Origin of the sequence: Microbacterium luticellae (assembly GCF_050408645.1) — a bacterium.
Lineage (GTDB): Bacteria > Actinomycetota > Actinomycetes > Actinomycetales > Microbacteriaceae > Microbacterium.
On sequence record NZ_JBNTKE010000001.1, the window covers coordinates 445,717 to 458,809 of the forward strand.

The window sequence follows — 13,093 nt, forward strand, 5'->3', positions numbered from 1 at the left end:
TGAGGCCCGTGCTCGCGGAGTGAGGTTAGTCGCGCGTCAGGCGGCGGTGTGTGGACCGGTGAGGGTTAGCAGCATCCGGCCCGAGGCGCTCGATCTTGTTCTTCTCGTAGGCTTCGAAGTTCCCTTCAAACCAGTGCCACTGGTCGGGCTTTTCGTCGGTGCCCTCGTAGGCGAGGATGTGTGTAGCAATACGGTCGAGGAACCACCGGTCGTGTGTGATCACTACCGCACAGCCGGGGAACTCGAGGAGAGCGTTTTCGAGCGATTGCAGGGTTTCGACGTCGAGGTCGTTTGTCGGCTCGTCGAGCAGCAGCAGGTTGCCGCCCTCTTTCAGGGTGAGTGCCAGGTTCAACCGGTTGCGTTCACCGCCCGAGAGTACGCCAGCTTTTTTCTGCTGGTCGGGTCCCTTGAACCCAAACTTCGAGACGTATGCTCGCGATGGAATCTCTGTTTTTCCGACGGTGATGATGTCGAGTCCGTCGGAGACGACTTCCCACAGCGTTTTTTCGGGGTCGATATTGGCGCGTGACTGGTCGACGTAGCTGATCTTCACGGTCTCACCGATTTTCAGATCTCCGCCGTCGAGCGGTTCAAGCCCCACGATCGTCTTAAACAGCGTGGTTTTTCCCACACCGTTGGGACCAATAACACCAACAATTCCGTTGGGTGGGAGGCTAAAGCTCAGGCCGTCGATGAGCGAGCGACCGTCAAAGCCCTTTTTCAGGTTCTTGGCTTCGATAACCACGTTCCCCAGTCGGGGGCCCGCAGGGATCTGAATTTCTTCGAAATCAAGCTTCCTGGTGCGTTCTGCTTCGGCAGCCATCTCTTCGTACCGGGCAAGACGTGCTTTCGACTTAGCCTGGCGACCCTTGGCGCTTGCGCGTACCCACTCAAGTTCGTCGGCCAGACGCTTGGCCAGCTTGGCGTCTTTTTTACCCTGAATGTTCAGCCGCTCGGCTTTCTTTTCGAGGTAGGTCGAGTAGTTACCTTCGTAACCGATGAGGCGTCCGCGGTCGACTTCTGCGATCCATTCCGCCACGTTGTCGAGGAAGTACCTGTCGTGTGTAATCGCGATGACAGCGCCCTTGTACGACTTCAGGTGCTGTTCAAGCCACAGCACGCTTTCTGCGTCAAGGTGGTTTGTCGGCTCATCAAGCAGCAGCAGGTCTGGCTTTTGCAGCAGTAGTCGTGTCAGCGCTACGCGGCGCTTCTCACCACCGGAGAGGTGCTCGACCGAGGCATCACCGGGAGGGGTGCGCAGCGCATCCATGGCCTGCGCAAGCTGCGAGTCGAGATCCCACGCGTCGGCCGCGTCGATCTCTTCTTGCAGGGTTCCCATTTCGGCCAGAAGCGTGTCGAAGTCGGCATCCGGGTCGGACATCAGTGCCGAGATCTCGTTAAAGCGGTCAAGCTTCGCTTTAATGGCGATGCCCTCTTGGATGTTTTCCAGAACGGTTTTGTCTTCGTCGAGCTCGGGCTCCTGCATGAGGATGCCCACGCTGTAGCCCGGCGTAAGAACTGCCTCGCCGTTGGAGGGCGTGTCGAGCCCGGCCATAATCTTGAGGATGGTTGATTTTCCGGCACCGTTAGGGCCGACCATACCGATTTTGGCACCGGGCAAAAATGCCATGGTGACGTCATCGAGAATGAGCTTCTCGCCCACAGCCTTGCGGGCACGAACCATGGAGTAGATGTACTCTGCCACCGGGAATGCTCCTTCTTTCGGCGCGGTGAATCAACTCTCCAGCCTACCGTCTCGTTTCTCTACGCAGGCTCGCAGAAAATTCTGAACCTTTATTCTCCGACAGGAGGCGTTTCGCCGATGAGACAGTTACCCTCTGCCATCTGAGGCATGACGGCGGTCACGGGGTCGCCCGTTGACGGCCCCATCTGGCCCATAAGACACTGGCCATCGCTCCAGCGCACCGCCACCTGAAAGCTTTCCGCCGGGTACTGCACCGTCGAGATATCGTGCGTCATCTCCATGTGCGACCTGTCAAACCCGGCCTCGACGAGAGCATCGACGTAGGCCAGGTTCCGGGCCTGGTCTTCTGAGGCCCATACTTTTTCGACAACCTGTGTGAACAGGGGAAGGTTGTCTTCGGCCGTGCCATCCGGATGCAGGGTAGGCCCCGCATCCGGTGTGGCGTCGTCATCGGTCGCACTCGTTGGTGCGGCCGTGGGAGTTGGCGTCGACTCTGCCCCATCCCAACCAAGAATCGAGCACCCGGTGAGTGCTGCAGCGACAATGATGCCGCTGAGGCTGAGCAGCGTGGCGCGAACTTTTGGGGCAAGACGAGTCTCTGTTGTGAGCACGAAGCGATTCTATGAGGTCACTGCTCCAAAAATCCCGGGTGTCTAAAACGGGGTGGCTTCGGCTGCGAGCGCTACGGGCCATTCCGCTGTTGCATCGGGTTGCTGATGCTGTGTGGTGTCGGTGTCGGTGCTGGTAGGAGTGTTTTCTTGTGGTTCCTGGTTATGGTCGCTGGTGTTTTCTGTGCGTCGGCGTCGCTGGTAGGTTCCGCTCGTGCCCCAGCGCAGGTCGTGTCCGATGGTTGTGGCTTCGACGTCGACGGCTAGTCCGGTTGCGCCGTTGGCTTCCCATTCGCGTAGTCGTAGTCGGCCCTGCACGATCACGGCGTCTCCTTTGGCGAGTACTCCCCCTGCGTTTTCGGCGAGTGTGCGGAATGCGGTGACGGTGTACCAGTTTGTTCCTGCGTCGACCCATGCGCCTGTGCGGTTGTCGCGGTAGCCGTTGCTTGTGGCGAGGCGGAACCGTACGAGCGGTGTTCCTGCTCCTGTTCGGTTGACGGCTGGTTCGTTGGCGATGTTTCCGGTCAGAGTGATCATGTCGGTCATGGTGTTCAACCTCCGGTCAGTGTGTTTCTGATGTTTCTCAGAATGGCTGGCGTGGTTGAGGCTGTGGGTTCACAACGCAGTGACGGTGGACAGCATCCGGTTGTTGGTGTGTGGGGAGGAATCGTTACCGGATGTATTGCGAAAATGCGGCGCGCACTTTGTTGACTTTGGGGAGGGCTACGGCAAGGCAGTAGGGCTGTTCGGGGTTGTTGGCGAAGAAGTCTTGGTGTTCGGCGGGGCCGGGATAGAACTCTGTCGCGGGTTCGATTGTGGTGACTGGTTGTGTTCCCCATATTTCGGCGGCTCGTTCGCGTGCAGTTTCGAACAGTTTTTTCTGTTCGTCGTTGGCAGGGAACATGGCACTGCGGTACTGCGTGCCGACGTCGTGGCCTTGACGGTTGAGTTGGCGGGGGTCGTGCATGGTGAAGTAGGCGTCGAGGATGACGTCTGCGGGAATGATTTGGGGGTCGAAGGTGACTTTGACTGCTTCGGCATGCCCTGTTGTGCCTGTGCACACCTGCTCATATGTGGGTGCCGTGGTGGAGCCACCAATGAAACCGGATTCGACGGCGGTGACGCCGCGGAGGGTGCGGTAGGCGGCGTCGAGGCACCAGTAACAACCGCCGGCAAGAATAAAGGTTTCCATAGCTGCTCCTCGCTGTCGTCGTGGCGCGGGTGATAGTGCACGCGCCTCTTCTCTACGGTACGCCCGCCACGCTGATGTGGCTTCGTTCGTGCGCAGGCTCATCCGCCGGGTGTGCGATACCGTTCCGAGCGTTTGCACGTGCGTTCTTCTCCGTTTTGGCTCGTGGGAGACTTTCGGGAGTGCCGATAGCGCAGTTGCGGCGCTGCGGTCCTGCTGAAGCATTGCGTCGGGCAAGGAGGTCACAGAAAAATGGCGGCATCATCGCTGATTGTGGGCAGTGACGGTAAGGCTCGTCCTGTCTGGGCGAGTAAAGATCCGCTGTTGATGGCCTATTACGACACCGAGTGGGGCATGCCTGTGCGTGATGAGCGGGGTTTGTTTGAGCGGCTGAGCCTGGAGGGTTTTCAGTCGGGGTTGTCGTGGGCAACGATTTTGCGTAAACGGCCTGCGTTTCGTGAGGCTTTTGCGGGGTTTGTTCCGGATGCTGTTGCTGCGTTCACCGATGACGATGTTGCACGGCTTCTCGCCGACGAAAAGATCGTGCGTAACCGTGCCAAAATTCTGGCGACCATTAACAATGCGCAGGCAACAGTGCGGTTGCGTGACGGTGACGGGCTGGCAAAGTTGCTGTGGTCTTTTCAGCCTTCGAGCACTCCCCAGCCGGTCACGATTGCTGATGTGCCCACGCAGTCGGCGGAGTCGGTAGCGCTTGCTCGCGCGTTGAAGGCTGCGGGTTTTCGTTTTGTTGGACCGACAACAATGTTTGCGCTCATGGAAGCAGTGGGCATTGTTGATACGCATCTTGTGGGGTCGCATCGTCGCGGGTCATCGGGAGTATGGGCGTCGCAGTAAGGCTGCGCGAGCCCCGGGTTCGAGAACCGAGTCAGCTGAACAGAACGATGCCGTAGACGGCAAACAGCATGAGGTGTATAACACCGTGCATGACGGTAACCCTGCGGGCTGCGAACGTTGCGACAGCAACCAGCAGGGTGAGGGCGAGCATGACGAGGTTGGCCGGTGATTCGGCCAAAACCGCTGTCTGCCCCGTCATGAACCCGATGGTCAGCACCGACGGGATGGTGATGCCGACGGTGGAGACGAGAGCACCGTGGCAGAGGTTGACCATGCGTTGCACTTCGCCGGCGAGGGCGGCGCGCACGGATGTGATTGATTCGGGCAGAAACACGATCATGGCGATGAGCACTCCGGCGAGCGCGGCAGGAGCACCGAGTCCGGTGAGAGTGTCGTCGAGCAGCGTTGCCATATCGTGCGAGAGCAACACGATGGGCGTCATGGTTATCACAAGCAGTAGTAGACGGATGATGATCTCTTTGCGGTGTTCGCGGATCACCTGGATGACCGACACCGATCGGGCACTGTTGTTGTGTACCTGCGGGGTGTGTGCGAGGTGTTCGTCGGTTTCACGAAAGTCGTCGGCCTGTGCCCCCATCTGTCGGTAGAGGAAGAACGCGTAAACGAGCAGGGTGAGCACGATGATCGGTATGGCTTGCCCGGCCGTGTACGAGCCTTCGGTTCCGATGGCTGCTGGAAGGGCGAATGCGAGCGCTACCAGCACGATCAACATCGACAGGTAAAGGGATGTGCCGGTGCGGTTGTGTTTCATGGCGTCGCGTTTCATGGCATCGTGGCGTAGTCCGCCGGCTAGTAGCGATAGGCCGACTACCAGGTTCATGATGATCATCGACACGGCCATGACTGAATCGCGGGCGATTGTGGGGTGCTCCCCCGGCCCGAGCATGACCGCTGAGATGAGGATCACCTCGATCATCACGACAGAGAGGGTCAATACGAGTGACCCATAGGGGTCACCGAGGCGTGCGGCGAGCGCTTCGGCCTGTTTCACGACGCCAAACGCGCAGACGATAATGGTTGCGATGATCACAGCCAATACGGCGATGACTATGGGGGTTGCTAACCCGCCCTGCAGTATGGGGGCTGCGATGAGCAGTGCACCAAACAGGCTCCACCCGAGCGCGACACGACTGATGTCTGCGAGGGTGACGATGCGCTTGTGAACAGCGTGTGACATGAGCGTTTTCCCGGCGCCGGAGTCGTCTCCGGATGAGAAAAGGCAGTCGGGTCGTCCCGACCGGCTCGCGTAGCTCGCGTGCGTCTCACCATCCTACCGGCGCCAAGCGGCCAGCCGCCGCAAATCTATTGTGTCAACGCCGAGCGGCAGAACCTCGGGTAACTGATGCTCGCGGCCCGTTAGTCCGGGGAGTAACTATGCGGCGTTCTGCTTCTCTAAGAAAAGAAAACCCGGCCCCTGAGGGACCGGGTGGTGTGGGTCGAGATTAGCACGGATCACCACTTTGGCGGCTTCCTGCTCTTCGGGCTGATCAGCCCCACTGGAACTAGGTCACGCACATAGTTGATCGGAAACGCCAGGTCGCTGTCACTCGAAATAGCGAGAGCCGCACCGATGGCTCTCGTGAGAACGTCAATGAGTAGGTGGGAAGCAACGGCGAGGGGCGCCGTCGCGATTCGTGCAACATAGTTGCCAACGGCGATGTGTGTCACCGCACCGGATTGCTCCAGTGCCCGCAAGTACACGTCCTGTTCACGCTGACCTTGGGGGTTGCTCGCACCGCTGATTCTGGCTGTGCAGTAGGTCACCATCTCGATAGTCGGATCAATCCATCGCGAATGAGCCGAAACAAGATTTTTAGCTAACGACATGATGTCGAGCCACCGCCATCCAGCCGTGGATCGACCGCAGATTCCTCGACCTCCGTAATAGAGGTTATATCCATCGATATAGACACCGATTCTCATGGGTTGAGGTTAGGTCTTACTTCCGACATTCAAACTCCCTCGGGAGTACGGTGACGTATGTTCGGCGACACGAAGGAGAACGATTCGGGCGGCAAGAAGCGGAAGGAGAAGGACAGTCGCTCCAGACTGCAAACCCTTATCCCCACCCTGGACGCGTGAGATCTATCGAGATCAACGCCGGACGACAGAACCTCGGATATCTGATGCTCGACCTAGGAGATGTCTCCCAAAGTTCGATGACGTTTCTCTGAGAGACTTGGCGGGTGGCGGGTTTTCATCATATCGAGGTGTGGATCGCGGACCTCGAGGAGGCGCGGGCTGAGTGGGGTTGGCTACTGCAGCAACTGGACTTCACTCTCGAGAAGGAATGGCCCGAGGGTCAGTCTTGGGCCGCGGGCGGCGCATATCTCACGTTGACGACATCACCGAATCTCACGGGGTCGACGCATGACCGCCGGAGTCCAGGCGTAAACCACCTGGCATTCAAGGGTGGCGTTGCCGACCGGGTCGACACGATCATGGCGAACGCGCCGCAGCACGGCTGGTTGCCGCTCTACCAAGAGCGTTATCCGCACGCAGGTGGCTCTGCGCACTACGCAGGGTGGTTGGAGAACTCCGCCGGCTTCAAAGCAGAGATCGTCGCGGACCAGTCGTGACCGCGGGCCGAGCACTCAGCAAGCGGTTGCGTTCAGCCAGAGCGTGATCGCTCCTAGAACGACGCAGCCGCGATAGGTGAGCGCGAGCTTGTCATATCATGTCGCTAGTCCGCGCCACTGCTTGGTTTCGTTGAAGCCTCGCTCCACGGCGTTACGGCCCTGCGTCTGCTCGCGAATGGAGAGTCCAGGATAACCCACCGGCAAGAGTCCGATCAGCTCGGCATGACAGCGGAATCACTCGGTCTCACCAGCACCGAGCAGAACCTCCGGCCTCGTCTCGGCTTAGGGCCGTAAGTTTCGGCGGTCAGGCCGCGGTGATTTCCTCGGCACGCTCAGGGATCAGGCGTGGGATGAGACGGACGAAGATGACCATGACGATGAGCTCGATGAGGGTTTGGGTGACGACGACCAGCGAGGCGAGGTCGAATGCCGTGGGAAGGGCGAGCACGAGCGGAAGGATGACGAGTGAGTTACGGGTCGCGCCGCTGAACACAATCGCACGTCTGCCGCTCGCGTCCAGCTTGGCGGCTCGACCAGCAGCCGTGCCCATCGGGATCATGACAGCAGCGAACAGCACGTAGACAATGACCGCGAGCAGGAGCGAACCGATTCTGGTTCCGACTGCGACGATCTGGGAGGCCACGACGACGGCGAGGGTGAGCATCATCAGTGGCGACATCGCCCCCAGCACGGCCTCCTGGAGCACCACGCCCCAGCGCGTGCGGGCAGCAGCGAACTGGGTAAGCCCGGCCGCGACGAGTGGCACGACGATGAGCAGCACGAACGCCTCGATGAAGGGGGCGAGGTCGACGCTAGCGACGAACTCTGCCCCAATGAACAGCCAGAGGTAGAGCGGCAGCAGCAGCATCTGCGCGAGCATCAGCAGCGGTGCGGCGGCCAGCAGCCGATCCTTGGCTCCGCCGGCGAGGCCGGTGAACACGATGACGTAGTCAACACACGGGGTCAGCAGTACGAACAGCACCCCGACGAGCAGCACCTGATCGTGGGCGACGATCCGCGACAGCACCCAGACCACGATCGGCACGACGACGAAGTTCACGCCCATCACCGTGGCAACGAAACGCCAGTCGTAGAACGCTTGCCGCATCTGGGTGAACGGGACGCCGAGGAATGTCGAATAAAGCAGCAGCCCGAGCACCGGATTGATCGCTAGCTCAGCCGGGTGCGCAACCTCAGGGACGAGCAGACCGATCCCGGCACCCGCGGCCAGGGCGGCAAGGTAAAGAGGAACCTGGTATCGCTCCATCCACTCCACCACTGCACGCATATGTCCGATTCTCCCAGAAGCCCCCATCAGTCATTGATCGCTGTGTAGTCAACGCACTCTGGTGCTGGCTTCGCGCGTGAACGTGGTGAATAGGCCGGGCCGGGCGATAGCCGTGCCGCATCCGGCACAGCGCTAATAGCCCTGGCCGACGTCACGCTCACCGTCGATGAAAATGCCCCTCCTCCTGCGCGAACCCGGCCTGCTGTGACACAAGAACCCAAGGAGAACGTGAACATACTGATGGATCACACGCAATCCATAAATTCGGGACTCTGCCAATGTTCATAGACAGGCGGCAGCTCGAACTCCACAGCTCCAAATCAGTCGGCCTGTAGAGCCGTGCTGTCGAATTGCTGAGTGCGCCGAGCTCGGAATGGCTTCAATCGACACGCTCAATAGTGGCTGCTGTGAAGTGGCGCACAGTCGACCGGCCGCCAAGTATTTCGTGAGAACTAGCGACCTGCGCCCCTCGATCAACAGTACTCATTTGCGGGCCTCAACCAGTGTGAGCTGCAGCAGTTCGCGTAACGTTTCATCGTCTACGTCGATGAGTCGACTCAAATAAAGACACGCCTTGCTGGCCTTATGCTTACCGAGGCGCTCGAGTAGCTCAGGCCATTTCTCTGCGAAGCCAGTTGCAAGATAGAGCGTGTGTTTTGATTGGCTCGTCGCAAAGCCTAGTTCGGGCATGACGCCGCCGTGACCGCTCTCATACTGGTAACTCATCTCACCGAAACCGATGATGCGTCCAGCCCATACGACAGGCTCATGGCCGCTCAATTCACGATGCAACTCAACCAGATGCTCCGCTTCGGCCCGCCGAGGTCCAGTCACCTTGTCGAGCACTTCGGCTACAGGCGTATCCGACGGACGCATCGCAGGTTCTCTGGCCATACATAAACTCTAATCGAGCCAGATCTAGAACGGACGCAGTTGGGTGTCTGAACTCATAGGGAGGATCGCTTCGAGGGAACTCCCGAATGATCGGTGCTAGTCGAGACTCGGCGAGGAAGACGCTGGAGCGAGTCCGCGAGATGTCGAAGCTCGCGTGCCGGGAAACACCGACGGCCTGCCCGGAGTCAGCTTGAATGTCGTAGGTGCCAAGTAGTCTGAGACCGCCCGCTCACCGCAACAGGAGGACATCAGTGAAGACGCTTCTCGACCAGATCATTGATGGTGCGACGGATGATTCTGTCAGCACAATCAATCTTCTCCGCAAGGTACAGATTGCGGCTACACGAGTCGGAGCGGAGGATGTTTCAGAGTGGACGAAGCGCGAGCTCGCGGGATACGACGATGAGACGGACCTTCCCGTTTACCGCACGAAGGTCACTTCAGTAACTGGTCTTTTTACCGGGCCTATGCAGAGTCAGATCAGGCAGCAGCTCCCGCCTCATCCCGACTTCATGGACCAGTTCACAATTCGAATGCGACAGCCGTTGGCAGAGCTGCAAGCATTCGCGTCGGGAGACGACGATCCGCAGCTGAAGTGGCCTGCCTGGGAAGTCAAGCGTTATGAAGACGCGGAGATCTTCGGGATCCAGCATTATGGACTGTTCAGCGCATGGAACTCCATCCCGCGGCAGTCCTTGATGGGGATCATCGATACGATCCGCAATAAGTCGATGGAATTCGCTCTCGCGCTCCAGACTCAGTTTCCCGATGCGGGAACTGTCGGTGGGCCGTCGTTGTCTACGGAGCCTTCTCTGGCTCCAGTAGTGTTCAACACGACGAATCACATCTACGGGAGCGGCAATAGTGTAGCCACAGGTTCAAACATTTCGCAGAAAGCCAAGCTGCTCGGCAATAAGGACGAGTTCCTTCGCCAAGTTACACAGCTTGGGCTCTCTGCCGAAGATGCGGAAGAGTTCGTTGAAATTGTTGCCAGCGAGCAATCGGTCGACTCAGAACGGACACGGGGATTCTTGTCGAAGGTGAGCACGGGAGCCGTTGCGCTCGGGCTATCCATCTCCTCGGAAGTGATTTCCGGTTCGTTAGTCGAAATCGGCAAGCTCTTCTTGGGTCACTGACTTCACATTGCTCAATGAGCGTGAGACTCAGCCCTGGATCGCCCCGTTTTCCTCATGTACGCGGAGGATTAGACTGCACGCGACCATCAAACCCTGAATCGCATTGCGCCGGCTGTATTGACGTGGGCTCACCGTATGGGCCGTCGCGTTTCGACTGAAAGTGGTCGGCACGCTGTCGCCCTGAGCGACGTGGAATTGCTGGTAGGTAGTCCAGATTGGGGCGAACGCGATGAACTGGCGGCTACCGAATTCTTCGTAGGCTGCCGTTGTGCGCTTTCCGGAGGGGTGCGGGGTGTACTTCGACCTCTTGTCGCCGAAGTACATGTTGAGGATCGCATCGATGACCGACCCGGCAAGTGCCTGCGCTGCCTGGTGATGACCAGCATCCAGAGCATCCAACGCGGCCCGCGCCGAATCTCGGAACGTCTTAGTCGCCGAGGACTGACAGCTATCGATCGCGACGCGACAGTCTTCAGAGATTGATCGCCACCGACGTCCAAGTATCTCGCGTCGCTTTCCGCGACCATCCGCCTTGAGTAGGGACTGCGCAATCGACGTCCGTGGAACTCCATACAGCGGGATTCCATCCGACATGACGACCTCTTGGACAGATTCAAACCGAAGACCATCGATGGGCTGAAGATTCTCGGGATAGAAGCTCCGTTTCAGCCTCGTCAGCGTAGGTGCAAGATGCTTGAGCCAGTCAGCTTGTATCGACGCGAACTGCGCAACGGCACGGCTAACGGTGTCCGAGATTCCAAGATTGACGTTATTGAGGATTGACTCCGTGTATAAGCCGAGGAAATCCTGGTTCAGCTTAAGCGCAGACAATGCACCTTGTGGCATCTTGATGCCTGCACCATTGATGAGTGCCAGAGAATCCGGCTTTGTCTTGAGAATCGAGGTAAATATCTTCTGTTGCGACTCGATGATCTTGGCCGTCGAGCTCATGTCTCTGAACAGGGAAGCGTTGAGACTTAGATTCGGCGTTTTCACGCTCGAGAGCACGGAGCCTTTGATGATGCCGATCGAGCGGTTGATCTGTGCCTGTAGCTGGGGCGACACGTATGCAGAACAGCCACTCATCTGTGACGACCCTTTGCTTTCTGCGCCGCTGTCGTGAGTATCTTCCGCGCCCATGCGGTCAGTGTATCGGCGGCTCTTGGCTCGGTAGGAGTTCACGCGTAGCTTGGCAGCAGGCGACCTTCTACCTGCTACGCCATCACTCGTTGTGATGGCACGACCTGCGGCTCCGGTCGAACGGTCCTTCCGCTACCTATCGCCTCTCGACTGGAGAGGGCTGTTCCCATGCTTCGCATCATCTGGATGGCGAGCCTTTACGCCCGCGCGTACATGCGCCGGTTCATGCCGACGAACATACCGCTCGACGAGTTTCGCACCCGCCGAGGCTGGAAGTGGGGCGTCCCGGCGATGCTGCTCGCCGCTGTCTACTTCGACCTCGCAACGCCTACGACCATGCTCCGCGAGCACGGTGCTTCCAAATTGCTCTACCTGATGATGATCGTGTGCGTCTGGAACGCGTTCAAGTTCCTTATCTACGGCCCGGTATCGCTGGTGCTTCTGGCGCGGGCGCGAGGGAATGAACGTCGCATCTGCCGGAGGGTAAGCGTCGCGTCATTCGGTTAGGCAGCGGACGGAACCTGCTGTGCACCTGTGGGGTGAAGACCGGTTGTGAAGGAGCCCCGCTGATGTCTATGCTCACTGATCTCGCTCGTGAGGAGAATTCCGCTCGGATGGTGCTCTCCACCGTCGGCACGCCGAACGATGCACCGACGGGCCGCCTCCTCGCACATGTCGGGGCTGTAGAGACCGTCACCCTCATGGAGAGCGATACCGACGTCCCCTGCATGACTCCAGTGCAGGCGGCGCTTTGGCGGGAGCATGCGCAGAGCTGCATGGGCGTCGATACTGTCGCCCACGTGATCGCCGACGGTGCAGCGTTTCGGTTCATCTCCCCGGTCGATGCGGAGTGGCCGAGGCAATTGGAGGAGCTGGGTAGCCGCACCCCGTACGGGCTCTGGGCACTAGGCAACATCGACCTGCTTTGTGAGGAACCGAAGTCGATATTCGAAGAAGACTGGGTTCACACGGCAGGCGATGCTGATCGATGACATCGAACGGCTGGTCGAGGAGTATTACGAGCGCATCGAGGTTAGCAGCGAAGTGCGGCAAGCTCTCGGGGCGATGTGCCACGCGGAGTTCGACCGGTTGCTGGTTGAGGACTCGGGTGAGTTGGAATCTCTGGCGAAGCGGCACACCGAGTGGGAAGAGGAGCGGCTCGTTGGTTTGCGCGCTCACTATTCGGGCGCGATCTCATTGGAGTTACTCAAGGAAGAGCAGATGCAGATCGAGCCGCGCCTAGATGATCTCAAGGGGATGCTCTCGGCCCATCACGATGAGTATTCGGCAGCACGAGCGACTCTCGATGATTGCTTGGCGTTACTGGCAAGTGTGGCGTTGATCTATCGTCGGTGCGAAATCCAGAACAGGCGTCTGTGCAACCAGGCGTTCTTCACGGCGATTCCCATCGACCCCGCTCCAATCCGAAGAGCCGGTCGGATACGCCACACCGTTCGATGCACTGACCGACCGGCAGCTGCACAGGAACGCGCTGGCCTGGGCGGAGGACGCCCGAAACGAGAGCGAGGTGCGAACCTCGACTGGTTCAACAGTCGAAAGTTCACACCTCGCACATTTGGGGTCCCTGCGTGATCTCTTCACAAACCTTTTCCCTGGGCTTAATGCCCTGATCAAGCGGTGGAAACGGGGTGTCTATCGCACCTCTCATAGGGTCTCC

Annotated in this window: 15 protein-coding genes; 6 read left to right on the plus strand and 9 right to left on the minus strand. The window is 59.1% G+C overall.

Features of this window, described 5'->3' with window-relative positions:
- Window positions 1–25: 25 nt before the first annotated feature.
- The 4 genes from ettA to msrA all read right to left on the minus strand — a co-directional run bounded on the left by ettA (window position 26) and on the right by msrA (window position 3,505).
- A complete protein-coding gene (gene ettA / locus ACQUSW_RS02195; protein WP_428930644.1) occupies window positions 26–1,705 on the minus strand; it encodes an energy-dependent translational throttle protein EttA in 1,680 nt (559 codons plus the stop codon).
- Between the two features lie 89 nt (window positions 1,706–1,794).
- Entirely contained in the window at window positions 1,795–2,316 is a 522-nt protein-coding gene (locus ACQUSW_RS02200) for a DUF6993 domain-containing protein (RefSeq protein ID WP_428930645.1), read from the minus strand.
- 42 nt (window positions 2,317–2,358) lie between these two features.
- Window positions 2,359–2,859 (minus strand): single-stranded DNA-binding protein, encoded by a 501-nt coding sequence (locus ACQUSW_RS02205; protein WP_428930646.1) that lies wholly within the window; start codon window positions 2,857–2,859, stop codon window positions 2,359–2,361.
- Between the two features lie 124 nt (window positions 2,860–2,983).
- Entirely contained in the window at window positions 2,984–3,505 is a 522-nt protein-coding gene (gene msrA / locus ACQUSW_RS02210) for a peptide-methionine (S)-S-oxide reductase MsrA (protein WP_428930647.1), read from the minus strand.
- A gap of 249 nt (window positions 3,506–3,754) precedes the next feature.
- On the opposite strand from msrA, the gene ACQUSW_RS02215 reads away from it, so the two are divergent.
- The gene (locus tag ACQUSW_RS02215) at window positions 3,755–4,357 is read left to right on the plus strand and encodes a DNA-3-methyladenine glycosylase I (RefSeq protein WP_428930648.1); all 603 of its coding nucleotides are present in this window, start codon (window positions 3,755–3,757) and stop codon (window positions 4,355–4,357) included.
- 31 nt (window positions 4,358–4,388) lie between these two features.
- On the opposite strand, the gene ACQUSW_RS02220 is transcribed toward ACQUSW_RS02215, so the two are convergent.
- Entirely contained in the window at window positions 4,389–5,555 is a 1,167-nt protein-coding gene (locus ACQUSW_RS02220; protein ID WP_428930649.1) for a calcium:cation antiporter, read from the minus strand.
- Between the two features lie 275 nt (window positions 5,556–5,830).
- Window positions 5,831–6,301, minus strand: coding sequence for a PIN domain-containing protein (locus ACQUSW_RS02225; protein WP_428930650.1), 471 nt, complete (start codon window positions 6,299–6,301; stop codon window positions 5,831–5,833).
- 263 nt (window positions 6,302–6,564) lie between these two features.
- Between ACQUSW_RS02225 and ACQUSW_RS02230 the strand changes: the two genes are divergently transcribed.
- Entirely contained in the window at window positions 6,565–6,957 is a 393-nt protein-coding gene (locus ACQUSW_RS02230; protein WP_428930651.1) for a VOC family protein, read from the plus strand.
- Between the two features lie 304 nt (window positions 6,958–7,261).
- On the opposite strand, the gene ACQUSW_RS02235 is transcribed toward ACQUSW_RS02230, so the two are convergent.
- Window positions 7,262–8,245 (minus strand): arsenic resistance protein, encoded by a 984-nt coding sequence (locus tag ACQUSW_RS02235; RefSeq protein WP_428930652.1) that lies wholly within the window; start codon window positions 8,243–8,245, stop codon window positions 7,262–7,264.
- Between the two features lie 483 nt (window positions 8,246–8,728).
- A complete protein-coding gene (locus ACQUSW_RS02240; protein WP_428930653.1) occupies window positions 8,729–9,139 on the minus strand; it encodes a DUF1801 domain-containing protein in 411 nt (136 codons plus the stop codon).
- Window positions 9,140–9,390: 251 nt separating this feature from the next.
- Here ACQUSW_RS02240 and ACQUSW_RS02245 point away from each other — a divergent pair, with 251 nt between their 5' ends.
- Complete coding sequence (locus ACQUSW_RS02245) at window positions 9,391–10,275, plus strand: AbiTii domain-containing protein (RefSeq protein WP_428930654.1); 885 nt, start codon at window positions 9,391–9,393, stop codon at window positions 10,273–10,275.
- 27 nt (window positions 10,276–10,302) lie between these two features.
- Here ACQUSW_RS02245 and ACQUSW_RS02250 read toward each other — a convergent pair whose 3' ends face one another.
- Entirely contained in the window at window positions 10,303–11,415 is a 1,113-nt protein-coding gene (locus ACQUSW_RS02250) for a hypothetical protein (RefSeq protein ID WP_428930655.1), read from the minus strand.
- Window positions 11,416–11,583: 168 nt separating this feature from the next.
- Here ACQUSW_RS02250 and ACQUSW_RS02255 point away from each other — a divergent pair, with 168 nt between their 5' ends.
- The 3 genes from ACQUSW_RS02255 to ACQUSW_RS02265 all read left to right on the plus strand — a co-directional run bounded on the left by ACQUSW_RS02255 (window position 11,584) and on the right by ACQUSW_RS02265 (window position 13,008).
- Entirely contained in the window at window positions 11,584–11,922 is a 339-nt protein-coding gene (locus ACQUSW_RS02255; RefSeq protein WP_428930656.1) for a sulfate permease, read from the plus strand.
- 62 nt (window positions 11,923–11,984) lie between these two features.
- The gene (locus tag ACQUSW_RS02260) at window positions 11,985–12,407 is read left to right on the plus strand and encodes a hypothetical protein (RefSeq protein ID WP_428930657.1); all 423 of its coding nucleotides are present in this window, start codon (window positions 11,985–11,987) and stop codon (window positions 12,405–12,407) included.
- The gene (locus ACQUSW_RS02265) at window positions 12,394–13,008 is read left to right on the plus strand and encodes a hypothetical protein (RefSeq protein ID WP_428930658.1); all 615 of its coding nucleotides are present in this window, start codon (window positions 12,394–12,396) and stop codon (window positions 13,006–13,008) included. The genes ACQUSW_RS02260 and ACQUSW_RS02265 overlap by 14 nt, the downstream gene beginning before the upstream one ends.
- Window positions 13,009–13,093: the final 85 nt, after the last annotated feature.

What these genes read in the sequence shown, in the direction of transcription:
- ACQUSW_RS02235 (WP_428930652.1), bottom strand. Translation starts at nt 8,245, where the DNA reads ATGCGTGCAGTGGTGGAGTGGATGGAGCGATACCAGGTTCCTCTTTAC.
- ACQUSW_RS02215 (WP_428930648.1), top strand. Translation starts at nt 3,755, where the DNA reads ATGGCGGCATCATCGCTGATTGTGGGCAGTGACGGTAAGGCTCGTCCT.
- ACQUSW_RS02265 (WP_428930658.1), top strand. Translation starts at nt 12,394, where the DNA reads ATGCTGATCGATGACATCGAACGGCTGGTCGAGGAGTATTACGAGCGC.
- ACQUSW_RS02220 (WP_428930649.1), bottom strand. Translation starts at nt 5,555, where the DNA reads ATGTCACACGCTGTTCACAAGCGCATCGTCACCCTCGCAGACATCAGT.
- msrA (WP_428930647.1), bottom strand. Translation starts at nt 3,505, where the DNA reads ATGGAAACCTTTATTCTTGCCGGCGGTTGTTACTGGTGCCTCGACGCC.
- ACQUSW_RS02250 (WP_428930655.1), bottom strand. Translation starts at nt 11,415, where the DNA reads ATGGGCGCGGAAGATACTCACGACAGCGGCGCAGAAAGCAAAGGGTCG.
- ACQUSW_RS02255 (WP_428930656.1), top strand. Translation starts at nt 11,584, where the DNA reads ATGCTTCGCATCATCTGGATGGCGAGCCTTTACGCCCGCGCGTACATG.
- ACQUSW_RS02225 (WP_428930650.1), bottom strand. Translation starts at nt 6,301, where the DNA reads ATGAGAATCGGTGTCTATATCGATGGATATAACCTCTATTACGGAGGT.
- ACQUSW_RS02240 (WP_428930653.1), bottom strand. Translation starts at nt 9,139, where the DNA reads ATGGCCAGAGAACCTGCGATGCGTCCGTCGGATACGCCTGTAGCCGAA.
- ACQUSW_RS02205 (WP_428930646.1), bottom strand. Translation starts at nt 2,859, where the DNA reads ATGACCGACATGATCACTCTGACCGGAAACATCGCCAACGAACCAGCC.
- ACQUSW_RS02260 (WP_428930657.1), top strand. Translation starts at nt 11,985, where the DNA reads ATGTCTATGCTCACTGATCTCGCTCGTGAGGAGAATTCCGCTCGGATG.